The sequence below is a fragment of the Pareuzebyella sediminis genome, from assembly GCF_008367235.1.
Lineage (GTDB): Bacteria > Bacteroidota > Bacteroidia > Flavobacteriales > Flavobacteriaceae > Pareuzebyella > Pareuzebyella sediminis.
In genome coordinates, this window is sequence record NZ_VTZS01000001.1 from 51,247 (window position 1) to 72,995 (window position 21,749).

22 protein-coding genes are annotated in these 21,749 nt (G+C 41.4%); 10 read left to right on the plus strand and 12 right to left on the minus strand.

Annotated elements, in window-relative coordinates; genetic code table 11:
- Nucleotides 1-82 precede the first annotated feature (82 nt).
- The 10 genes from F2B13_RS00225 to F2B13_RS00270 form a co-directional block, all read right to left on the minus strand.
- Nucleotides 83-1,123, minus strand: a complete 1,041-nt coding sequence (locus tag F2B13_RS00225; protein ID WP_149276899.1) for a DUF368 domain-containing protein — start codon at nucleotides 1,121-1,123, stop codon at nucleotides 83-85.
- Between the two features lie 9 nt (nucleotides 1,124-1,132).
- Nucleotides 1,133-2,047 (minus strand): DUF368 domain-containing protein, encoded by a 915-nt coding sequence (locus tag F2B13_RS00230; RefSeq protein WP_149276900.1) that lies wholly within the window; start codon nucleotides 2,045-2,047, stop codon nucleotides 1,133-1,135.
- A gap of 180 nt (nucleotides 2,048-2,227) precedes the next feature.
- Nucleotides 2,228-3,625, minus strand: a complete 1,398-nt coding sequence (locus F2B13_RS00235) for a tetratricopeptide repeat protein (RefSeq protein ID WP_149276901.1) — start codon at nucleotides 3,623-3,625, stop codon at nucleotides 2,228-2,230.
- A 97-nt stretch (nucleotides 3,626-3,722) separates the two neighbouring features.
- A complete protein-coding gene (locus tag F2B13_RS00240) occupies nucleotides 3,723-4,904 on the minus strand; it encodes an aspartate aminotransferase family protein (protein ID WP_149276902.1) in 1,182 nt (393 codons plus the stop codon).
- A 36-nt stretch (nucleotides 4,905-4,940) separates the two neighbouring features.
- Complete coding sequence (locus F2B13_RS00245; RefSeq protein WP_232623048.1) at nucleotides 4,941-6,629, minus strand: OstA-like protein; 1,689 nt, start codon at nucleotides 6,627-6,629, stop codon at nucleotides 4,941-4,943.
- Nucleotides 6,630-6,853: 224 nt separating this feature from the next.
- Nucleotides 6,854-8,125: an adenylosuccinate synthase gene (locus tag F2B13_RS00250; RefSeq protein ID WP_149276903.1), complete on the minus strand. Its 1,272-nt coding sequence runs from the start codon at nucleotides 8,123-8,125 to the stop codon at nucleotides 6,854-6,856.
- Nucleotides 8,126-8,138: 13 nt separating this feature from the next.
- Nucleotides 8,139-8,615 (minus strand): Fur family transcriptional regulator, encoded by a 477-nt coding sequence (locus F2B13_RS00255; RefSeq protein WP_149276904.1) that lies wholly within the window; start codon nucleotides 8,613-8,615, stop codon nucleotides 8,139-8,141.
- A 94-nt stretch (nucleotides 8,616-8,709) separates the two neighbouring features.
- A complete protein-coding gene (locus F2B13_RS00260) occupies nucleotides 8,710-10,914 on the minus strand; it encodes a RelA/SpoT family protein (RefSeq protein ID WP_149276905.1) in 2,205 nt (734 codons plus the stop codon).
- 143 nt (nucleotides 10,915-11,057) lie between these two features.
- Nucleotides 11,058-12,284 carry a M48 family metallopeptidase gene (locus F2B13_RS00265; RefSeq protein WP_149302593.1) on the minus strand — a complete coding sequence of 409 codons (1,227 nt, stop codon included), beginning with the start codon at nucleotides 12,282-12,284 and terminating at the stop codon, nucleotides 11,058-11,060.
- A gap of 59 nt (nucleotides 12,285-12,343) precedes the next feature.
- The gene (locus F2B13_RS00270; RefSeq protein WP_149302596.1) at nucleotides 12,344-13,162 is read right to left on the minus strand and encodes a TrmH family RNA methyltransferase; all 819 of its coding nucleotides are present in this window, start codon (nucleotides 13,160-13,162) and stop codon (nucleotides 12,344-12,346) included.
- Between the two features lie 61 nt (nucleotides 13,163-13,223).
- Between F2B13_RS00270 and F2B13_RS00275 the strand changes: the two genes are divergently transcribed.
- From F2B13_RS00275 to F2B13_RS00320, 10 genes are all read left to right on the plus strand, one after another.
- On the plus strand, nucleotides 13,224-14,024 hold the full coding sequence (locus tag F2B13_RS00275) for a DUF6503 family protein (RefSeq protein ID WP_149302599.1): 801 nt from the start codon (nucleotides 13,224-13,226) through the stop codon (nucleotides 14,022-14,024).
- Nucleotides 14,025-14,071: 47 nt separating this feature from the next.
- Nucleotides 14,072-14,314 carry a MoaD/ThiS family protein gene (locus tag F2B13_RS00280; protein WP_149276909.1) on the plus strand — a complete coding sequence of 81 codons (243 nt, stop codon included), beginning with the start codon at nucleotides 14,072-14,074 and terminating at the stop codon, nucleotides 14,312-14,314.
- A complete protein-coding gene (locus F2B13_RS00285; RefSeq protein ID WP_149276910.1) occupies nucleotides 14,314-14,736 on the plus strand; it encodes a molybdenum cofactor biosynthesis protein MoaE in 423 nt (140 codons plus the stop codon). The genes F2B13_RS00280 and F2B13_RS00285 overlap by 1 nt, the downstream gene beginning before the upstream one ends.
- A gap of 97 nt (nucleotides 14,737-14,833) precedes the next feature.
- Nucleotides 14,834-15,817 carry a GTP 3',8-cyclase MoaA gene (gene moaA / locus F2B13_RS00290; protein ID WP_149302602.1) on the plus strand — a complete coding sequence of 328 codons (984 nt, stop codon included), beginning with the start codon at nucleotides 14,834-14,836 and terminating at the stop codon, nucleotides 15,815-15,817.
- Between the two features lie 150 nt (nucleotides 15,818-15,967).
- Nucleotides 15,968-16,444: a cyclic pyranopterin monophosphate synthase MoaC gene (gene moaC, locus F2B13_RS00295; protein ID WP_149302605.1), complete on the plus strand. Its 477-nt coding sequence runs from the start codon at nucleotides 15,968-15,970 to the stop codon at nucleotides 16,442-16,444.
- Nucleotides 16,428-17,021, plus strand: coding sequence for an NTP transferase domain-containing protein (locus F2B13_RS00300; RefSeq protein WP_149276913.1), 594 nt, complete (start codon nucleotides 16,428-16,430; stop codon nucleotides 17,019-17,021). Before moaC ends, F2B13_RS00300 begins: the two co-directional genes overlap by 17 nt.
- Nucleotides 17,018-18,094 (plus strand): HesA/MoeB/ThiF family protein, encoded by a 1,077-nt coding sequence (gene moeB, locus F2B13_RS00305; RefSeq protein ID WP_149302608.1) that lies wholly within the window; start codon nucleotides 17,018-17,020, stop codon nucleotides 18,092-18,094. Before F2B13_RS00300 ends, moeB begins: the two co-directional genes overlap by 4 nt.
- On the plus strand, nucleotides 18,078-18,854 hold the full coding sequence (locus tag F2B13_RS00310) for a sulfite exporter TauE/SafE family protein (RefSeq protein WP_149302611.1): 777 nt from the start codon (nucleotides 18,078-18,080) through the stop codon (nucleotides 18,852-18,854). Before moeB ends, F2B13_RS00310 begins: the two co-directional genes overlap by 17 nt.
- Nucleotides 18,855-18,934: 80 nt before the next feature.
- On the plus strand, nucleotides 18,935-19,567 hold the full coding sequence (locus tag F2B13_RS00315) for a WbqC family protein (protein ID WP_149276916.1): 633 nt from the start codon (nucleotides 18,935-18,937) through the stop codon (nucleotides 19,565-19,567).
- Nucleotides 19,560-19,880, plus strand: coding sequence for a DUF6122 family protein (locus F2B13_RS00320; RefSeq protein WP_149302614.1), 321 nt, complete (start codon nucleotides 19,560-19,562; stop codon nucleotides 19,878-19,880). Before F2B13_RS00315 ends, F2B13_RS00320 begins: the two co-directional genes overlap by 8 nt.
- On the opposite strand, the gene F2B13_RS00325 is transcribed toward F2B13_RS00320, so the two are convergent.
- Together F2B13_RS00325 and F2B13_RS00330 are read right to left on the minus strand one after the other, a co-directional pair.
- Nucleotides 19,860-20,879, minus strand: a complete 1,020-nt coding sequence (locus tag F2B13_RS00325) for an endonuclease/exonuclease/phosphatase family protein (RefSeq protein WP_149276918.1) — start codon at nucleotides 20,877-20,879, stop codon at nucleotides 19,860-19,862. The genes F2B13_RS00320 and F2B13_RS00325 overlap by 21 nt on opposite strands.
- 3 nt (nucleotides 20,880-20,882) lie before the next feature.
- The gene (locus F2B13_RS00330; protein WP_149276919.1) at nucleotides 20,883-21,749 is read right to left on the minus strand and encodes a rhomboid family intramembrane serine protease; all 867 of its coding nucleotides are present in this window, start codon (nucleotides 21,747-21,749) and stop codon (nucleotides 20,883-20,885) included.

Genomic DNA, 21,749 nt, shown 5'->3' on the forward strand with positions numbered 1-21,749 from the left:
GCCTTACTCCTTTTTTTAAATGCTAGCTTAATTATCAAGAATAAAAAATTCTTTTGTTCTTCAGTATTTATTGAAAGATTGGTCAACCTCTGTTGGCCAGGCTCTTGCTCATCATCTTTCTGTTTTTTCCATACCATTCCAATCCCAGAAGAATAAATATCCCTAAGAGAACAAATAATAGGGCCCACCAGGTCTCTGCGCTTGAAAAGTTCGGAAAATAACGTTCGTAATTTACAATAATTTCCTTGCCATTGGAGTCTAGAAGGGTTTGCCCGCTTGCATCGGTTTTAAAGATCGTCTTTTTCCATGGCCAAACCACTCCAAGGGATCCAGTTATAAATCCTATGATTACCGCAGTGGTTACGTGCTTGAAGTGCTTTAAGACATAGCTCAAAAGGTGGGAAAGGCTCACAAGACCAGTAGCTGATCCAAGAGTGAACACGGCTAAAATCTTAAGGGTGTCTAAACGGACTTGGTTGTTGACAAAACTGAAATCTCCCCGCAGCATTTCGACAAAAGTGTCGTAAAGCGCATTAACCGAATCAACCAGTAGCAAGACATAGTTACCTAAAAGGATTAAAATAAAAGAACCCGATAGCCCGGGCAAGGTCATGCCCGAAACACTGATGATTCCACATAGGAATATAAAGAACAGGTTGTCGTTTTCTTTGGCCGGATTCAGGAAGCTTATAGAAATACCGACCACAAGCCCGATGACACCGGCTATGATGGTTTTTCGGTTCCAATGTTCGAAGTCTTTTGAAATATAATAGATTGACCCTAATATCATCCCGAAAAATGCGGCCCATACGAACAACTCTTTTTTTTCCAAGAAAAAATCCAATAACTTCGATACACTAAAATAACTGACCAACATACCGAATATCAGAAGCGATAGAAAAGCCCCGTTCACGTACCGGTAGAAACTTTTGAACCTTCCGTTCAAAAGAAGCTTGAAAGCTTTTGCGTTTATTTTCTGTAAGGAATAGATAAATTCTTCATAGAAGCCCGCGACAAATGCAACGATTCCACCCGAGACCCCTGGAACCTTATTGGCCGCCCCCATACATAGACCTTTGACGACCAGAAAGAATTTATCAAGAAATGTTCTGGGGTTATACATTCGGGGCGTTTATTTTTTCGAAGCTGTTCTTTCAAGTATAAAAATAAGGGAAAAACCCACGATAGCGGCAATGATAGCAAAGATTAGTTGATGGTCTCCTTCGTAGGTGAAAGGAGAAATATTTTCATCGATAACGATGATTTTTTCACCTATACTTTTGGTCTCGAGCAACCTTTTCCATGGCCATATTTTATTCAAAGACCCTACGATGAACCCCGTAAGCAATGCCAAGGTCGTGTTTTTGTAATGGGTGAACATCCACTTTAATAACCGGGCAAAACTGAGAAGGCCGAAAATGGCACCCACGCCAACCACTGCAATAATCTTGAAATCTAGATCGTGAACGGCATCAATGACAGTTTTATAAGATCCCAAAAGTACCAAGATGAAGGCTCCCGAAATTCCTGGTAATATCATGGCACAGATGGCAAGGGCCCCTGAAAAAAAAAGATAGGGTAGGCTTCCTATATTTTCAGAGGGTGGAAGTATGGTGACATAGTAGGCGATAACGGCCCCAAGTATAAGAGCGGTTATCGAACCCATGTTCCATTTTTGAACTTCTTTGCCCACAAAGAATATACTTGCAATGACAAGACCGAAAAAGAATGACCAGATGAGGATGGGCTGATTCTCCAACAACCAGCTTACCATTTTGGCCAAAGAAAGTACGCTGATCGCGATACCGAGAAACAACGACAATAGAAAATTACCGTTCAATTGGTTCCAAGCGGCAATGAAACCTTGTGTCCGCCATGTTTTAAGCAGGGATAGGTTTACACTGTTAATGGCCGTGATAAGCTCTTCGTAAATACCGGAGATAAAGGCTATAGTGCCTCCAGATACACCGGGCACCACATCTGCCGCCCCCATTGCCATTCCTTTTAGTGTGACGATACCATACTGTAAAAGATTTCTTTTTTCCATGAAGTTTAATTTCAACAAGGGCAAAAATAACTTTTTATAACCGTACCGCGGATAAAAAATTAAGCTACCGGTTTCTCGGAAAAATGCAACGAATAGGTCGAATGCAAGCAAATGCCTTGTCCGAAATAAACGGGAAGGGTTCTATATGGGTATGAATTTTAGGCCTGCAATTAGAACGGTTCAGGAAGTTTTGTCGAACTTAGACCGAATTTCTTGGGCCCATTCAGATTTCGAATATTGGGCAAATTCTTTTTCGAAAAGATTGTATTTTCCTGAATCGATTTTCAATGCATCGATGAGACTGATACGTCCGTTGATAAAATCGTTCATCAAAAGATAGTAACCGGCTTTTCTATATCTTATCTCAGGATTTTCAGGATAAAACTCCTGACCTTGTCCCAAAATATGGATGGCACCGGGAATGTCGTCGTTTTGAAGCGCCACTTGGGCCCATCCAAGCCAAGTACGTAATTCGTAGTTGCCTAAATCTACAGCTTGCTTATAGGCGAAATCCGCCTGATCATATTTTTTAAGCGCAGCATTGATCTGGGCGCATTTTTTCCAATATAATGGGTTCTCACCGTCAATATTGAGCGCTTTGTTCACGTAATAAAGCGATTTTTTGAAATTCTTTTTTCTAAAATAAAAATCGGTAATGGCCAACCAACCTTTATCCAAAAGCGGATCTTCGTGAACCGTATGATAGTAATAGTATTTGGCCATATCGTCATTCTTCAAGCGCTCATGACACTTCCCTATTCTCAGATAGGCGTGTGAAGTAGGGTCTTCCATTTTAATCGTGGCCTCATAATTTTCAATAGCTTCATTGTATCGCCCCATTTTTTCCAACACTTTGCCCTTTTCAAAATAGGCCCCCAAAAAGGTATCGTCTGAAATTATGGCAAAATCAAATGCACCGAGCGCTTCTTGGTACATTTCTTTAGAGAAGTATTGTTTGCCTAACTGATGCCAAGCCACTTCACAATAAGGGTTTCTTTCTAAATAATCATTGAGATAATGTATGGCCCCATCATAATCTTCTAAGAACTCAAAACAATAAATTACGTTGTAAAGTGAAGAATAATCTTGCTCATCGAAGTCCACACAACGCATGAAACTTTCTTTGGCGAGCTTGAAATCGTCCATAAAAAGATATTCCATACCCAGTAGGGAATAGATATCAAAACTGTTTTCTGACAAATTCAATGCCTTGTTCAGAAGTGCCACCGCAGCTTCATGGTTATCTTTCTTTGAATAAATATTGGCGCGTTGAATAAAAATTTCCTCATTAGTACTGTCCAAGGTCTGAAGCTCATCCAAATACTGCTCTGCAAGATCTAAGTGATCTTCAAAAACGAGCACTTCGACATTGAGCAATTTGAGTTCTAAAGAACCAGGATGCTGCTGAAGCCCAATCTTAATAGCCTTTTTGGCCAAAGAAATTTTGCCATTATTTAGATAGTGGTGAATGATATCCTCGAAATCCTCAGCGTCAAAGAAGTAGACATCGTCTGTCTTCAGCATGGACTCGAATTTGGCAATCGGTTGGTTGGGTTTTTCGTTAGATTCTAACGCCATAAGAACGATTTGGTTACACTATGGACTTAAAAGTAGCCTTTTGAAGTCGTTTTTTTTCCTCGATACAGGCTATATTATTAACAAATTAGTTAACAGCTTATTGCTTGTATTTCGTTAAAATGTCAAGAATTATGCCACAGCCTTTTTTTATTTCCTCTTCGGATAGGGTCAAAGGAGGGGATATTCGAACGGCTCTTGGTTCAAACAAAAGCCAGAATAGAATTAGCCCTTTTTTGGCGCACGACAGAATGACATAATCTGCTATTTTCGCGCTTTCCATTATTAGGGCCAGCATCAGGCCTCTTCCTTTGACATCTTTGATAAGTGGGTGTTTTAACAGCTCTCTGAACAACCTTTCCTTAAACAGCGTATCGGCCATAAGGGTGCCGGATGTAATGACCTTAAGCGTTGCCAAGGAGGCTGCGGCAATGACGGGGTTTCCACCAAAAGTGGTAATATGCCCTAATTTGGGGCCGCGCTGCAAGGTGCGCATCATTGCTTCGGATGCTGTAAAAGCACCGACCGGAAGCCCTGAGGCCATACCTTTGCCCATAACCAAAATATCGGGTGTACTTTCATAATGTTCAAAAGCGAAGAGGCGACCAGTTCTGCCGAATCCAGGTTGAATTTCATCTAATATCAACAAGGCCCCGACTTCATCGCAACGTTGACGTACCTTTTTAAGGTAATCTTTCTGCGGCTCTATAAAACCGGCTCCGCCTTGAATGGTTTCCAGAAGTACTCCTGCGGTCTTTTCAGTTATTTTTTGAAGGTCTTCTTCTACATTAAATCGAACAAAGGAGATGTCGGGTATCAAAGGTCTAAATACACTTTTACGTGGTTCGTAGCCCATGACACTTAAGCTACCCATAGTATTTCCATGGTAGGCATTATGGGCCGCGATCAATTCACTTCTACCAGTGACCCGGCGTGCTAGTTTTAGTGCACCTTCGATTGCTTCGGTCCCTGAATTTACCAAGTACGTAGTCTCCAATGGGCTAGGTAATAATGAAGCCAATAGTTTGGTGTAGGTTACTGCGGGTTCTTGTACATATTCCCCGTATACCATTACGTGCATGTATTTGGTAATTTGAGATTGTACAGCTTCAGTAACTAGAGGATGACAATGGCCGAGGCTACAAGCCGAAACGCCGGCTACAAAGTCTAGATGGGCCTTGCCCTGTCGGTCATAAATATAGCTGCCCTTGGCATGTGAGACTTCCATAGCCAAAGGATGCGGACTGGTCTGTGCCTGATATTTTAGGAAATCTTCTTTCACACTTTATTAAGGCTAGTTGCCAAGAGTCTGGCTATTTTACCGTGTTGCTTCCTTGAAAGAAACAAGGGGTACTTTTTTCAGTTTGGGTCGTTTTGGAGGACTTGCCGGAGTGGTGTTGGTTGGAATTTCATTGACCGGATCCCCTTCATTTTGAGATCTTTCAGCCTCTTCCGCATCAATATCTATAGGGTTATCAATACCTCGAATGACCACTAATTCAATAGTATTGTCATCTTCATCGAAGATATCGTCTTTCGTGAGTATACGTTCGTCCCCTCTCCAAATGAATCCCTTTAATTTTCGGCTATCTACCGGGAGGTCTTTGTCGGGAAATATATCGCCATCGGGATTAGTAATGAACGTCAGATCCTCTATATCGTTATTGGCCATCGTGATCCGTATCTTGCTGCATATCGTCTTATCGATACCGATGAGTTCGTCATCATCATTATACATATAGTAGATGACTTCTGTATTTTTGATCAGATCAATTATTTTAAGTTCATTATCTACAAATTTGCCGAAAAGGTCCATTCCTTTGGCCTGATTGTAACCTGTTTTACTAATACTGTCTAAAGAGACAATAAATGCATTGTTCAATACTTTTAGGGAATCAAGCTTTTCGGTTTTTAAATTGGATATTAAATGTATGCTGTCACCGGTCATTTGGTTTTCTCCGTTCCAGATTACCGGGTTTTTGATAAGTTGTGTGATTCCCGTACGCTCTTCAGAATGGATGGAATCACATTTCCCACTAAGATCTGTTTTATAAAATTTAGCGTTTCTGAACGCCTTTACTATGCGATGCTCTGGTTTGCCCGTGACCATTAAAGTATCTCCATGCATGTAGAGTGAATCTTGCTCGACAAGACTGATGGAAACGGCTCTTTTGGTCGCAAATACTGAATCTTTAGCCTTGTATACTTCAGCGTAATGGGCACGAATAATCCCATTGTTCACCGTGTCCGTCACTACGATATTATTGGTGGCAGATGCAAATTCGGTAGCCTTGTCGAAATAGACGCTGTCCCCTTCGATAATACGGTTATTATAGTCTATCCGGGTGTTTTTGATACCATAACCACTTTCGACCTTTGTATCGTAAAAACCGCGTTCACAATATATTTTGTAGGTTTCGCCCGTAATCGTCGAAGGTCCGTACATATAGGCGTTCTTTGACGTTGTGTAGTAATCGAGTTGTTCAGAATCTAGAATATATTGAGGATTGTCAATATGAACACTATCTAAAAACTGATATTTTTTGAGTTCCATGAAATAACGGCCTATCTCACTGGTCAAGGTGTTGGTAGAGTCTACGATGGTGCCTGAACTGTTGTAGTACGACTCTTGGTTTTCACGGTCAAAATATAAGGTGTCGGTCCGCAAGGTCATCTGTCCGGTTTGTTGTTGGGTCTCTAACAAAACATTCTCAAAAGCCTTGGCCAACTTAGTTTGGCCATCGTAATTTATTTTGCCGCTGGTCAGTTCGATGGAATCGCCTTGTTGTAAGCGTACATTGCCTAAAGCCCGTAAGCGGTTTTCTTTTTGATAGTAAATGGCTACATCGCACCAAAGATCTGCGCCTTGGTGCTCAAACTGAACCTGACGGCCATCTTCACTAAAAATAGAGGCTCCTGGGAATCGACTTTCATCTTTAGTGAAATTGGCGCCGTATACAATATTGATTTGTTTGCTGGCCAAAGTATCACCGGCTTGTGCTCCCACGTTTGTCTGAGACCACCCGGACGCATTGCATATAAGCAAAGAAATAAGAAAAAAGATGCTTCTCAAGCTTCTAAATTTTGACTAAAAATAGAATATTTTGAAAGAGTCCGATAAAGATTAGCATAGATTTAGGAAGTAGCCAAACCTTTAAGAATCGATATTCCAAACTATTTTTTTCAAAATAGGGCAGGATTTCAATCATCGGCATGATATTCATTTGGGTATTACCGATGAATCGTTTGCATACGATCTGGACCTACGGACACAATTTTTATAGGAACTTCAAGTTCCTTTTCAAGAAAGTCGATATAGGCCTGGAGGGAGTCGGGAAATTCTTCGGTACTGCCCATTTGGGTGAGGTCTTCTTCCCATCCATCCATTTCGGTGTAAACGGGTGTTACGTTTTCGGCTTCGATATTATAGGGCAAATGGGTTATTTTTTCGCCTTTATAGTTGTAAGCAGTACAAATCTTAAGTTTTTCAAAGCCGCTTAGTACGTCGGCTTTCATCATCATAAGTTCGGTAACCCCGTTGATTTGTACGGCATACTTTAGAGCTACAAGGTCTAGCCAGCCACAGCGTCTGGCTCTACCAGTGGTAGCACCGAATTCGTTCCCGACTCGGCCCATGGTCTCGCCATCCTCATCGAAAAGCTCCGTTGGAAAAGGTCCGCTTCCCACCCGGGTAGCATAGGCCTTAAAAATTCCTTTTACTTCACCAATTTGGTTGGGCGCAACCCCCAATCCAGTACAGGCCCCGGCAGCCGTTGTATTACTCGAGGTAACATACGGATAGGTGCCAAAATCGATATCCAATAGAGAGCCTTGCGCACCTTCGGCGAGTATTTTTTTGCCTTTCTTCTGTGCTTGGTACAAATATTCCTCACTATCGATAAAGGTAAGTTCTTTTAACGATGCGATAGATTTAAAAAAGTCCTTTTCAAGTTCTGCCAAATCATATTGCACATCGACGTTGTAATAATCGATCATCGCCTCGTGCTTGTTCGCCAGGGAACGGTATTTCTCTTTCCAGTCATCCAGTTCCAAATCTCCTATGCGCATGCCGTTCCGACCCGTTTTATCCATATAGGTAGGGCCAATTCCTTTTAAGGTTGAACCAATTTTCGCCTTTCCCTTGGAGGCTTCGGATGCAGCATCCAATAAGCGATGTGTGGGTAAAATGAGGTGAGCCTTTCTAGAGATTAAAAGTTTCGACTTGATGTCAATATTGAATCGTTGTAGGGCTTCCAGTTCTTTCTTGAAAATTACAGGGTCGATAACTACTCCATTACCTACAATATTGATTGCGTTTTTATGAAAAATACCTGAGGGAATAGTGTGGAGCACATGTTTGATACCATCGAATTCTAACGTATGTCCGGCATTTGGTCCGCCTTGGAAACGTGCAATAATATCATAATTCTTTGTCAGTACGTCGACAATTTTTCCTTTCCCTTCGTCTCCCCACTGTAATCCTAACAATAAATCTACTGCCATTTATAAAATTTGGTTAGCTGGTTGATTTTTCTTTTTTAATATGTTTATCCTCATTTTCGTTTCGAATACCGTAAAAATATAGCGAATGCGTATTGATCTTGATGTCGAACACCTCTTCGATGGTTTTTTTTATAGACTGTATCCGAGGATCGCAAAACTCTATGACTTCGCCCGTATCGGTAAGAATTACATGGTCATGCTGGCGATCAAAGTACGATTTTTCATATTGTGCCTGATTCTTCCCGAATTGATGCTTTCGAACCAACTTACATTCCAACAAAAGCTCAATGGTATTGTAGAGGGTGGCGCGACTGACCCTATAATTTTTATTTTTCATGTTGATGTAGAGCGATTCGATATCGAAATGCTCATCACTATCATAAATTTCTTGAAGGATGGCGTAGCGTTCAGGTGTTTTACGATGTCCTTTTTCTTCTAAGAAGGACGTAAAAACATTTTTTACTATTTCTTGATTTTTATTAGATGCCATAACAAGACGACTTGCATTAAAAACCCGGGCTTTTAGGATTTTTAAAAGCGATAGGTTCAATGTGCAAATGTACGGTTATATTTTAATTTGAATTCTAAACTCGGGTTACTTTATCGATTCCGTTGATTTGCTTTAAATTATCGATCAGTTTTTTTAGAATACCATTGTTTTTCACGACGACGGTAATCTTTCCGGTAAAAGTACCTCCATCGGTGCTGAAGTTCAGATTTCGCATATTGACATGCATATCATCGGAAATTACTTCGGTAATCTCACTGACCAACCCTAGATTGTCAATTCCTGTGAGCATAATATCGGAACGGAATTCCTCTTGGGAAGAATCGATCCATTTGGCACTCATAATACGGTAGGCGTAGTGGGCCTGCAACTGAATTGCGTTCGGGCAGTTCTTTTTGTGCACCTTAATGCCATCACTGACGGTTACGAACCCAAAGACCTCGTCTCCAGGTATAGGATTGCAGCATTTTGATAAGGTATAATCCAGTTTTTCTTCGTCCTTACCAAAAACGAGCATATCATATTTCGAAGTAATCTCATCTTTGTCAATATCCTCAGGTACAGGATTGCGCCGAATCCTGTTTTTTATAAAGCTGATAAAAGCATTGTTATACGATGATGCAAAATCTTTTATCATTTGATTGTCGATGGCCCCATTGCCGACCCTATAGAACAGGTCAAGACTTGTTTTCAACTTGAAGAAAACGACCATCTTGTTAATGGAGTCTTCGTTCAAGTTAATTTTTTGGGACTTCAATTTTCTTCGAAGGATTTCTTTGCCTTCTTGGGCCAATTGTTTTTTTTCTTCGCGTAAGGATGATTTAATTTTGGATCTTGCCCTAGCCGTAGTTGCATAATCCAACCAATTTTGATTGGGTTTGGCTTGATCTGAGGTCATGATCTCTACCTGGTCACCACTGTTCAGGGTGGTGTTAAGAGGAACTAATTTACCATTAACCTTGGCCCCTCGGGTTTGCATGCCCACCTCGGTATGTATGTTAAAGGCAAAGTCAAGAGGGGTCGCTCCTTTGGGTAGCGATTTTAATTCGCCCTTTGGCGTAAATACGAATATCTCCTTAGAATATAGGTTCAGTTTAAACTCTTCGACAAAGTCCACGGCATTGGCGGTGGAATTCTCCATGGCTTCTTGCAACCTATTCAGCCAAATCTCAATACCTTGCTCTTTCTGGTTGCCATGCTTGTATTTGAAATGGGCCGCATAACCTTTTTCGGCAATTTCATGCATACGCTCACTACGGATCTGCACCTCTACCCAACGTCCTTTCGGCCCCATTACAGTAATATGTAGCGCCTCGTAGCCTGTCGATTTAGGTGAAGAGATCCAATCTCTAAGACGTATGGGGTTCGGGGTGAAGTGATCGGTCACTATCGAATAAATTTTCCAAGCCAAGAACTTTTCGTTTTGCCGATCTGATTTATAGATGATTCGAATGGCAAATTTATCGTAGATCTGGTTGAAACCTACGTTTTGAACCTTCATCTTTCTTCGGATGGAATAAATAGATTTCATCCGACCCTTGATATAGTAGTTGAGTCCCTCTTCCTTTAGCGATTTGTCTATTACGCCGCTAAAAGAATCGATATATTCCTGCTGTTCCTCTTTAGATTCCTCCATCTTTCCCTTGATGTCTTGGTAGACTTCGGGCTCGGTGTATTTCAGGCTGAGATCTTCGAGTTCGGTCTTTATGTTATATAGCCCGATCCGGTGTGCCAAGGGGGCATAGATATAAAGGGTTTCCGATGCCATTTGAACTTGCTTGTGTTCCGGCATGGCGTCCATAGTAAGCATGTTATGGTAGCGATCGGCTATTTTGATGATAATGACCCGAACATCGTCGTGAAGCGTGAGTAGCATCTTACGGAAATTCTCAGCCTGCTGGGAGGTGGTCATGTCTTTTTTAAGATGCGCTATCTTGGTGAGTCCGTCCACAATTCTGGCGATGGTCTCTCCAAACATACGTTCGATATCGTCTAACGTATATTCGGTGTCTTCGACCACGTCGTGCAAGAGTGCCGATGCTATGGATACGGCATCAAGGCCGATTTCCGAAGCTACGATTTTGGCCACGGCAATAGGATGGAATACATAGGCCTCCCCAGACTTTCTTCTTTGGTTCTTGTGACCGTCTACGGCGACTTCGAAAGCTGACCGAATCAGCTTTTTATCGTCATCCGAGAGATGCTGATAGCTAATACGCAACAATTCCTTGTATTGTTTCGCAATTTCCTTGTTTTCCTGTTCTAGGGCAACCTGTGTCATATCAATCTAAAATACCACAATCTTTAATGGTATACAACAAAAATTGTGCCTTTCAAACCAGAGTAAACGGGCAGCTAGGTACGCTCAAAATCAAAAAAAGCTTTATCCGATTTTACGCCTTACCAAATCGAATCGACGACAATTTACTTTTTAAGATTCGAAATTCGTGCATACAGAGGGGGATGCGAATAGTGTACAAAAACATAGGCAGGGTGGGGGGTGAGGTTGCTCAAACTGTTTTTTGATAACTTTTTTAATGAGGTTATTAAGGGCAGTGCTGCATACGTAGCCTTGGCATAATCATCGGCCTGATACTCAAACTTTCTGGAAAGACGGTTTAGTATCAATCCGGTAATCTCCGAAATTGGGCTGTACAAGATTCCGAATCCGATTAGGGCCGCATGAAAACTTGCTTGTGAAACGCCAATGGCATAGGACACTTCGGGATTATTTACGAATAATGAAAGGATGTAGAGTGTGAGGCCCGTAAGCAACAGTGATGCTATTAGATTGAAAACGATATGCTTCCGCTTATAATGGCCAACCTCATGGGCCAAGACAGCAACAATTTCTTCTTCCTCCAAATCATTGATCAAAGTGTCGTATAAGGTCACCCGTTTTTCACGGCCAAAACCTGAAAAGTAAGCATTTGCCTTCGTTGAGCGTTTCGACCCGTCGATAACAAATATGTTCTGGAGCTCGAAACCGACATTTTTAGCATAGGCTTCTATTTTAGATTTGAGACTCCCCTCTTCCAATGGGGTTTGCTTATTAAATAAGGGCACCACCAATCTACTGTAGAACAGATTCATGAATATGGTGAAAATAGCGACCAATCCCCAAGCATACACCCAAAAATGGGGTCCTGTTAATTGATAGAACCCCATAATGGCGGCAAGCATTCCACCTCCGATCAAGGCCATCATAAGCCATCCTTTCAGCTTATCTAGAAAAAATATTTTTTTCGTCGTTTTATTAAATCCGAATTTTTCTTCGATCACGAAGGTCGCATAGTAGGAGAAGGGCAAGGTTACCATATCGTTACCGATGAGGATGATTCCAAAAAACAACAGCGCCATTGCTATTTGATGGTCGGTAACATTCCTGACCATCTGGTCTACCCATTCGAACCCTCCAAATATTAAAAAGCATAGGGTCAGTACAAGCGAAAAAGTGGAGGTCAATAGCCCAAAACGATAATTTGTTTTTTTGTAAGCCTGTGCTTTTTTGTAATCGTTGACATCGAATACATCTTTCAATTCATCGGGTACGGGGTCATTATAGTGTTGTGCGTTCAGGTAGTCAAGCACGGTTTCAACCGTGTATTGTAATACAAGAATGAAAATTATAGCGTAGAATAAGGGCGTCATGGTAAAAGTTGCTAGGTATTGTTTTTTTCTTCTCAGGACATAACGTCTGCTCGTAGCATCTATTTGAAGTTACGCTGCCTTTTTGCCTCAAAGATAAGAATAGCGGCCGATACTGAAACATTCATTGAGTCGATTTGGCCTTGCATTGGTATCTTAATATTTTGGTCGGAATTTTGTAACCAGTCCTCCGATAGTCCGACCGATTCGGTACCTACCACTATGGCGGACCCCTTCTCAAAATTAATTTCGGTATAATTCGTCGAAGAAGATAATGCGGCGCAATAGGTCTGAATATGATGGGTCTTTAGAAAGGCTATTACTTCGGCCGTACTGCCCACCCCAATACGGTTTGTAAAGAGGCATCCCACACTAGAACGGATGATGTTCGGGTTGTACATATCTGTTCTAGGATTGGCTATGATGACGGCATCTAAATTCGCAGCATCGGCCGTACGCAATAAAGCACCGATGTTGCCGGGCTTCTCGGGCGCTTCCGCTACAAGGATCAATGGTTTTTCCGAAGGCAGATTTAATTCGTTCAAGTCATGGGTCTTGCTTTCGGCAATGGCGATCAACCCTTCGGTCGTTTTCCGATAGGCCAATTTTTTATAAACCTCATTCGATACGGCAATGATTTCAGTTCGTGATGACTTTGCTTCTATTTCTAAAAGTTGAAGTACTTTTTGTTCTGAAATGATATCGGGTTCGAATAAAACGGTTTCGATTAGATATTCGCCTTTGATGGCGAGCTGTAGTTCTCGATAACCTTCAAAAACAAAGCGACCCAATTTCCTTCGTTCCCTTGATTTTTCACTTAAAAGTTGTATTTTCTTAATCAGTGCATTTTGAACACTGCTAATTTGTTTGACTTCATGCATGGAGTAAAAGTAATCAAAATGGATATGGTTCGACCTATTACAAAAAACCTAAAACTTCTAAATGAAATATCTCATTGTTGCTCTTAGTCTTTTTTGTCTTTCGGCTTGTAAAAAAGGCACCAAACCGAAAGCAGAAACTCCTGTTCCTGCAAAAGACGAAATGGCCGGTCAACATGCCGATTACCCCGAAGCCTTGAATAAAATATTCGACGCCCATGGTGGGCTTTACAAATGGAAAAAGAAAAGAACGCTTGCCTTCGATATCGCCAAGCCCGACGGGAACGAAACCCATACAATCGATTTGCATACCAGAAAAGATAGAATTGAATTGCCCAAGGTAACCATGGGGTTTGATGGCAATGCGATTTGGTTGTACGACGTTAACGACGTTTACAGGGGTAATGCGGCGGTATACCACAATTTGATGTTCTATTTCTATGCCATGCCCTTTGTTTTTGGAGATCCCGGTATAAAATACAGCGACACCGAAGATCTAGCATACGGGCAAGTGAGCTATCCAGGTATACATATCAGTTACGATGATGGGGTCGGCGCATCCCCTAAAGATGACTATTATCTACATTACGACCCCGAAACCTATAGAATGGAATGGCTCGGATATACCTTTACCTATGGTAGTGACAAAAAATCAGATGATGTTCGATGGATACGATATAGTGATTGGATTGATAAAGAAGGCGTTCTCCTTCCAAAATCTTTAACTTGGTATAGCTATGAAGACCACACGCCAAAGGAGCCCAAAAACCCTGTTGTTTTTGAAAATATTACCCTGACAGAGACGCCTAAGCCCAACTCTTTTTATAGGCCTTCGGAAAATGCCAAAGTCGTCTTAAAACCATAATAAATCTTATTTTTTTGATTAAATTGAACTTTTAATAAACAAACAAAATGGAGGTACTTCTTTTCGGAATCGCCAAAGACATTGTAGGTAGGTCATCGTGGTATCCCAATGAAGGGGATGAAACACCGGCCACGGTATCTGAACTCAAAGAACGCTTGAAAAAGAGTTTTCCCGAATTCGGTAAATTGACATCATTAGCAGTGGCAGTAAATAGTGAATACGCCGAAGATAGTGTAAGCCTAGGCCAAAATGACGAAATAGCGATAATACCCCCAGTGAGCGGTGGATAATGGATAAAAATATAATCATAGAAATAGTTGGCGACATCGATGTCGCAAAGGTGTATTCGGAGCTGTCGCATCCACGGAGTGGTGGAATTTGTGTTTTTTTTGGAGCGGTACGCGAATTTACCCAAAGTGAAGAGGTTATCGCCCTTGAATTTGAGACCTATAAGAACATGGCCCTCAAAGAGATGGATAAAATTGCCAAAGAGGCCGTTGAAAAATGGGACTTGAACAAAGTTGTAATACGGCATGCCGTGGGTAAAAAGAAAGTCGAAGAGCCAGTAGTCGTCGTGGGTGCTTCGTCGGCCCATCGTGATGGATGTTTTGAAGCCTGTCGTTTCCTGATCGATACCCTAAAGAAGCGGGTGCCCATCTGGAAAAAAGAGATTTTCAAGAATAAAAAGGTTTGGGTTTCCGCCCATCCCTAGAAAGAAAAATGAAGTCTTGGGATTCAATGTTTGGAAAATAGTAGGGCATGGACCTTACGGTGAGTGAATCTCAAATTTTGAAAGAACTGATTTTTATATGTTGATAGATAACCATAATAGAAAAATAAATTATGTACGGCTTGCTGTAACAGACCGTTGTAACCTGCGTTGTAATTATTGCATGCCCGCTGAAGGTATTAACTTTGCAAAGAGCGATAAGCTTTTTACCATTGATGAACTATCGCGATTGAGCGAAATTCTAGTTTCTCAGGGAGTGGACAAAATTCGAATTACCGGCGGCGAACCTTTTGTTAGAAAGGATTTGATCGTGCTCTTGCGAAGACTTAGTGAGATGGAAGCCCTAAAAGATATTTCGGTAACGACGAATGCAACATTGATCGGGCCTTATATCGATGAACTTAAGGTATTGGGCATCCATAATATTAATGTAAGTATGGATGCGATTCATCGAAAGACCTTCGAGAAAATTACTCGACGCAAACACTATGACACGGTATATAATAACATGATACGGCTTATCACCGAGGGATTTAATGTGCGTATCAATTGCATTGCCTTGGAAGGCCAAAATATCGAGGATATTTTACCGATGCTAGAGCTAACAAAGCATTATGATGTATCTGTCCGTTTCCTTGAAGAAATGCCGTTCAATGGGGGTAGTAAAACGTTTGATAAGATTACATGGGATTATAAACACATTCTAGAATATATCAGGGATGCACATCCTGAATATTACAAGCTAGAGTCTCCAAAAACATCAACTTCCATAAATTATAAGATTCCGGGTTACAAGGGTACCTTTGGGGTTATCCCATCGTTCAGTAGAACATTTTGCGGTTCGTGTAACCGACTTCGAATTTCCGCAACCGGCGACGTTATTACGTGCCTCTACGCCAAAGCAAGTACGAACCTAAGGGATATTATGAGAGCAGAGAATTCAGAGGGGCGCGTCAAAGCAGAAATTCTGAAGGCGATAGGTAGTAGGGCGAAGACGGGTTTTGAGGCTCAAAAAAAGTACGAAAACGTATTTGACAATTCGATGACCTCAATTGGAGGGTAATAGTCGACTGACGATAGCCGCAAGGGCTGCGTCAACTACTACTGGTCCACAGCGGTAGTACCCTTAGGGTTGATTATGACCTTTGAACGGAAGGCTTTTTTCTTACATGGAGACGAATATTTTATAAACTGTAAACAGCTTGAACGATACATGTCGAAGAATGAACTTTCACATATAGATGCCTCAGGAAACGTCAATATGGTCGACGTTTCTGAAAAAAAAAGTACTGCGCGGGAAGCCATTGCTTCGGGCCGAGTAGAATTTCCATCCGAGGTTTTTAACACTTTGGCCGATCAGGACTTTCTAGGAAAAAAGGGAAGTATCATTCAAACTGCCATAATCGCTGGTGTACAGGCCGTAAAAAGAACATCGGAATTGATTCCTTTGTGCCATCAAATTAACCTCTCAAAGGTACATATTGAAATCGAGCCGGCTAACAATGCACTGGAAATTCTTTGTAAAGTCAAGTGTACAGAACGAACCGGGGTGGAAATGGAAGCTTTGACCGGGGTTTCGATAAGTGCCCTCACTATTTATGATATGTGCAAAGCTCTAAGCCATGATATTCTCATAACGAATATTGAATTAAAACAAAAAACAGGAGGTAAAAATGATTATAGGTCCTAAAATATATGGATTGGTCCTCGCTGGAGGACAAAGTACCAGAATGGGAAAAGATAAAGGCTTAATACCCTATCATGGCTTACCACAACGTGAGTATTTGTATCATTTATTAAGCAGGGTATGCGACAAGACCTTCTTAAGTATTCGTCCAGATCAAAAAGACGAAATAGATGATATGGAGGTAATTATCGATAAAGACGAGTACAAGGGCCCTTACAATGGCCTTTTATCGGCACATAAGGAGTTCCCTGAAGTTGCTTGGTTGGTCGTGGCCTGTGACTTGCCGTTATTGGATTTGATTTCCTTGCAAGAATTGATAGCCGCACGAGACCCGAATCTCATGGCGACTTCTTTCGCCCACAAGGAAAATCCGCTTCCTGAACCCCTTTGTGCTCTTTGGGAACCTGACGCCTTTAAGGAATCGGTTGTGTATTTGAATCAAGCAAAAGGCACCTGTCCACGTAAATTTCTTATTGAAAGTAATGTGAAATTGGTGTTTCCCCGAGATCCGAAAGTTTTATTGAACGCAAATTCCGAGGAAGAATACAAAGAGGCTATAGTAAAACTTACCCTTGAATGACAAACGAAAGGTACGATAGGCAGACGATTCTAACCGATTTTGGCCCAGATGCACAACACAAATTAAAGGAAGCCAAAGTGTTGGTGATTGGCGCGGGCGGGCTCGGTGTTCCCGTGTTGACCTATCTCAATGCGATGGGGGTAGGTACGTTGGGAATGGTCGACAACGATAGGGTAGCCCTTTCAAATTTACATAGGCAAGTACTCTATAACGAGACGGACATCGGTAAACCTAAAGTTCAATTAGCGCTAAAAAAACTAACCGCCCAAAACTCCGAGACCCAGCTTATTGCGCACGAAGATTTTCTAAATACGGCGAACGCACTACGGTTAATTGCGGAGTACGACGTAATTGTTGATGCTTCAGATAATTTTCCAACCCGTTATCTAGTCAACGATGCGTGCGTAATTCTGGAAAAACCTTTTATCTATGGAGCCCTGCATGGGTTTGAAGGGCAAGTAAGTGTCTTCAATTATCAAGAGGGACCCACTTATCGCTGTCTTTTCCCTACCATGCCCAAAGACGATGAGGTTCCGAATTGCAACGAGAACGGTGTTTTGGGAGTTATTCCCGGAATCGTCGGGAACCTTCAGGCCCTCGAGACGGTGAAGGTTATCACCGGCGTGGGCAAGCCACTTTCGGGAGAATTGCTATTATTCAATGGGTTATCGAATGTATTTCAAAAAATTCGTTTTTCCAGGAAAGCCGAAAATGTAGAGAGAACTGTACTGCAGGACAGTTATGACTTTGAGTGTGAAACCAGCATTGAAACTATTGATGCCAAAGTTTTTCAGGAATTGTTGGATACAGGGCAATCTCTAGAGCTGATCGATGTTCGAACGGAAAAGGAATTTGCTCAACATCATTTGAAATGTGCCAAAAACATCCCACTCTCGGCCCTGCAAGAGAGGCAAACCGAAATTGTTTTGGATAAACGGGTCTATTTCATCTGTCAATCAGGTATACGAAGTAAAAAGGCCATCGAGCAATTACAACAATCGTTTTCGAACACCAGTTTAATCAATGTTTCGGGTGGAATGAACGTAATGGGAAATCATGCTGTTAAGCACTGAGAATCTCCTGTTGGTCTGCTTGGGTTTCTTTATAGTGGCTGCCCTCTATTCATCGGTAGGCTTCGGTGGAGGCTCGAGCTATTTGGCCTTATTGACCTTGTTCTTGGGCGGTTTCTTTGCTATCCGATCTATCGCCCTAATTTGCAACTTGGTCGTTGTTTCAGGTAGCACCTATCTCTATTTCAAGAACGGCCATGCCAAATTAAAGGATTTTCTTCCCTTTGTACTTACCAGCATCCCCTTGGCTTTTCTTGGGGCTTCATTTCGCCTTGAAGAACATGTCTTTTTTATTTTGTTAGGTTTTTCTTTGGTCACCTCGGCTATATTTTTGGCTTGGCAAACGTTTTATCAAAAGACGGACAAAGAAAGAATTAAGACCTACCCTACCTACTTGTCGTATCTGCTGGGCGGAGCCATTGGGCTGTTGTCAGGTGTGGTCGGTATCGGCGGGGGTATTTTTTTAGCTCCTATACTCAACCATCTCAAATGGGGCAAAGCCATACAAATTGCTGCACTGGCCAGTTTTTTTATTCTCGTAAATTCTATATCGGGGTTGGCAGGACTTGTCAAAGGCAATATGCTTGAACTACCATTGAGGGAGACCTTGGCCCTGGTGGTTTCCGTGTTAATTGGGGGGCAGTTGGGCATTCGACTCAGTTTAAAACGGTTTACCCCGAAAAGAATAAAGCGGGTGACCGCCTTGCTGGTTTTTATTGTTGGAGTACGTGTTCTAATAAAATATTTGCCTGAAATGTTCTGAAAGAGAGGCCACAAGTTTTCATCCGGATTCTTCGTCTTGTACCCTTCAAATTTATATCTTGCCCTTTAATTTTTTACATCTTGAAAATTCTGTTGCACCCGACTTATTTTCCTAGTATAGCCCATTTCATAGCGATTGTTCAAAATGAAGTGTGTTGGGAAGTCGAGGATAATTACCAAAAACAAACCTATCGAAACCGTTGTTACATCTGTACAGATCAAGGCAAACATATGCTGAGCATACCCATTAAACACGTAGGCGGCCTTCAAGGGAGACAAAAATATAAAGAGGTAGTACTGGATAATTCTTATAACTGGCAGCGACAACATTGGCGTACCTTGCAAACTGCGTATAGAACCTCGCCCTTTTTCGAATTTTACGAAGATGAAATCGCCCAGCTGTATGTAAATACTTTTGAAAGCCTTATTGAATTCAATCTGCAGAGTATTCAAACGATCTGTGATTGCCTCCAAATTGAATTTCCGACTGCACAAACTACCCAATATGAAAAAACTACGGATGACTCGAAAGATGCCCGGTTTTTGGTCAAGGCGAAAAATGAGCTTGCAATAGATCAAGAGCCTTACGTTCAGGTTTTTAATGATCGCCATGGTTTTGTACGGAATACAAGTACTTTAGACCTGCTTTTTAACGAGGGGACGAATGCCTTGAATTATTTACAACAACAAAATTCCGGTTTTCTCGATGTTTAGGTTGGTGCTGCACTATGGTATTCATTTTTTGGTACCGATAGCCATTGGGTTGATTTTTTTTAAGGAAAAATGGAAGTGGGCCATATTCATTCTTCTTGCGGGTATATGTATCGACCTCGATCATTTATTTGCGGACCCTATTTTTGCCCCGAACCGCTGTAGCATTGGTTATCATCCTTTGCATACGTATTGGGCCATAGCCGTTTATATAGCGCTGTTATTTTTTCGTAAAACTAGAATTTTCGGGTTAGCCCTTGTAATTCATATCGTAGCCGATGCGGTGGACTGCTATTTATTGCTTCAATCGAAGTGAGGCCATAACTGGGAAATGGTCCGAATACTTTACGTCAAAATTTTTATGCCCGGTAATTTCAAAAGCTGTATCCGCCATAATGTAGTCGATTCGAATAGGAATATGTAGCAGATCGTAGGTTCTTCCTAGACCAGATCCTTCTTCGATAAAGGTGTCCTGTAGGTCGCCTTTTAAAAGGTGATAGATATTTGAAAACTGAGTATTGTTCATATCGACACAAGCAATAGTCTTGAACGGATTCGATGCCCTGTGGGCTTCTATAATTTTAGCCTGTCGCAACTGTTTCTCAAAACGACTGGATAATCTACGAAACGTTTTTTCTACAGGTCGGGAACGAACATAGCCCGATCCAGGAGTTATGCCCAAAGACTGCATATGCATATTGTATACACGAATCGTGTCGTTTTGGTAAACGATATCGGCATAAGACCCATTGTTTACACTATTCGGAAAGTTGATGATTTCGCTTTTGATAATCGGATATTTTGATAGAATGGCCAAATGTACTTTTCCCGTGTAGATTTTTTTAAAAAAAAGATACGGGTAATTAAACAAATCCTTTTTCATGGTATGGCCCGCTTCTTGAAAACATATGATATCGGGCTGTTCGTCATTTATTAACTTTTTGATTTTATCGGCAAGCTCTGAATTGAACCTGCCTCGAACCTGAAACCCATGCACATTATAGCTCATCACTCTAAGATCTTCTTTTTGTAGCCCACCTTTTTCGAGGTTGAATTTTACAAAGTCTCCGAACATGAGATAGCCAAAAATGAGAACACTCAGAGAATACATCATTTGATATTTTAACTGAAGCGCCCAGTAGAGGAAAAAAGCAAGGTTGCCCACGACCAGAACAGGAACGCCCAAACTCAAGATGGAAAGAAAAGATAAACTTTCAGCAGTTATATAGGGTACTACACATGCGATCAATAATAAGGCGACCAGTATAAAATTAATAAAGAAAACAATTTTATTGAAAAACGATAGGCCCTTCATGTGCTAGTCTTCCTTACCTGCCTTGAACAAAAAGTCTTTTTCGGCCTTAGAAAGACTTTCATAACCTGACTTGCTAATTTTATCTAAAATGGCATCTATTTTCTTCTGGTGGCTTTGTTTATCTCGGGTGACGGAGGTTTTTGTAGCACCATTCTGTTTGCGATAAACGGTTTTCATGGGCGCTTTTTTTTCTTTCTTTTTGAACAAATTGGCCAACCCATCCATAAATTTTGAGAAACCCTCGCCAATATCGGTTCCCTTATACAATTGCCTGGCATAAACGTACCCGAGAAGGGCACCGCCCAAATGTGCAATTCTTCCTCCGACGTTTCCGCCCAAGGGTATTTGTATCAGATCCAACAAGACCACAAAAACCCCTACTTGCCAAAGTTTAACATTGAAAAAGAATACGCGAATCTCTTGGTTGGGAATATACGTGCAAACAAATATAAGAACGGCCATCACCCCCGCCGATGCGCCGATCAGGGAAGTATTGATGCCTACAAGAGCTGGAAATATGTTATAGCTTAATAAGAATAGAAGCCCGCCCAGTATAACGCCCAAAAAATACACGTTTAAAAAACGCTTTCCGTCGAAAAGATTCAATAAAATACGACCTGCCACGTAGAGTATATACATATTCCACAGAATATGTAAAATACCACCGTGAAGAAAGGAATACGTTATTAAGGACCAAGGCTGTAAGAGAAACTCGTAAAAATCTTTCGGCAAAGCAAACCAATCCTCAAAATTAGGACCGATGAGTGCTGTAATCAATCCCATGACAATGAATACGATTACATTGACGGCAATAAGCTTTTCAGAAACACTTAGCCTTGCATATTGATATCTCAATCCTCCGTTCGCCAT

Excerpts from the sequence above, each read along its gene's own strand:
- F2B13_RS00225 (WP_149276899.1), bottom strand. The coding sequence starts at position 1,123 with ATGTATAACCCCAGAACATTTCTTGATAAATTCTTTCTGGTCGTCAAA.
- F2B13_RS00230 (WP_149276900.1), bottom strand. The coding sequence starts at position 2,047 with ATGGAAAAAAGAAATCTTTTACAGTATGGTATCGTCACACTAAAAGGA.
- F2B13_RS00235 (WP_149276901.1), bottom strand. The coding sequence starts at position 3,625 with ATGGCGTTAGAATCTAACGAAAAACCCAACCAACCGATTGCCAAATTC.
- F2B13_RS00250 (WP_149276903.1), bottom strand. The coding sequence starts at position 8,125 with ATGGCAGTAGATTTATTGTTAGGATTACAGTGGGGAGACGAAGGGAAA.
- F2B13_RS00255 (WP_149276904.1), bottom strand. The coding sequence starts at position 8,615 with ATGGCATCTAATAAAAATCAAGAAATAGTAAAAAATGTTTTTACGTCC.
- F2B13_RS00260 (WP_149276905.1), bottom strand. The coding sequence starts at position 10,914 with ATGACACAGGTTGCCCTAGAACAGGAAAACAAGGAAATTGCGAAACAA.
- F2B13_RS00265 (WP_149302593.1), bottom strand. The coding sequence starts at position 12,284 with ATGACGCCCTTATTCTACGCTATAATTTTCATTCTTGTATTACAATAC.
- F2B13_RS00270 (WP_149302596.1), bottom strand. The coding sequence starts at position 13,162 with ATGCATGAAGTCAAACAAATTAGCAGTGTTCAAAATGCACTGATTAAG.
- F2B13_RS00275 (WP_149302599.1), top strand. The coding sequence starts at position 13,224 with ATGAAATATCTCATTGTTGCTCTTAGTCTTTTTTGTCTTTCGGCTTGT.
- F2B13_RS00280 (WP_149276909.1), top strand. The coding sequence starts at position 14,072 with ATGGAGGTACTTCTTTTCGGAATCGCCAAAGACATTGTAGGTAGGTCA.
- F2B13_RS00285 (WP_149276910.1), top strand. The coding sequence starts at position 14,314 with ATGGATAAAAATATAATCATAGAAATAGTTGGCGACATCGATGTCGCA.
- moaA (WP_149302602.1), top strand. The coding sequence starts at position 14,834 with ATGTTGATAGATAACCATAATAGAAAAATAAATTATGTACGGCTTGCT.
- moaC (WP_149302605.1), top strand. The coding sequence starts at position 15,968 with ATGTCGAAGAATGAACTTTCACATATAGATGCCTCAGGAAACGTCAAT.
- F2B13_RS00300 (WP_149276913.1), top strand. The coding sequence starts at position 16,428 with ATGATTATAGGTCCTAAAATATATGGATTGGTCCTCGCTGGAGGACAA.
- moeB (WP_149302608.1), top strand. The coding sequence starts at position 17,018 with ATGACAAACGAAAGGTACGATAGGCAGACGATTCTAACCGATTTTGGC.
- F2B13_RS00310 (WP_149302611.1), top strand. The coding sequence starts at position 18,078 with ATGCTGTTAAGCACTGAGAATCTCCTGTTGGTCTGCTTGGGTTTCTTT.
- F2B13_RS00320 (WP_149302614.1), top strand. The coding sequence starts at position 19,560 with ATGTTTAGGTTGGTGCTGCACTATGGTATTCATTTTTTGGTACCGATA.
- F2B13_RS00325 (WP_149276918.1), bottom strand. The coding sequence starts at position 20,879 with ATGAAGGGCCTATCGTTTTTCAATAAAATTGTTTTCTTTATTAATTTT.
- F2B13_RS00330 (WP_149276919.1), bottom strand. The coding sequence starts at position 21,749 with ATGGCGAACGGAGGATTGAGATATCAATATGCAAGGCTAAGTGTTTCT.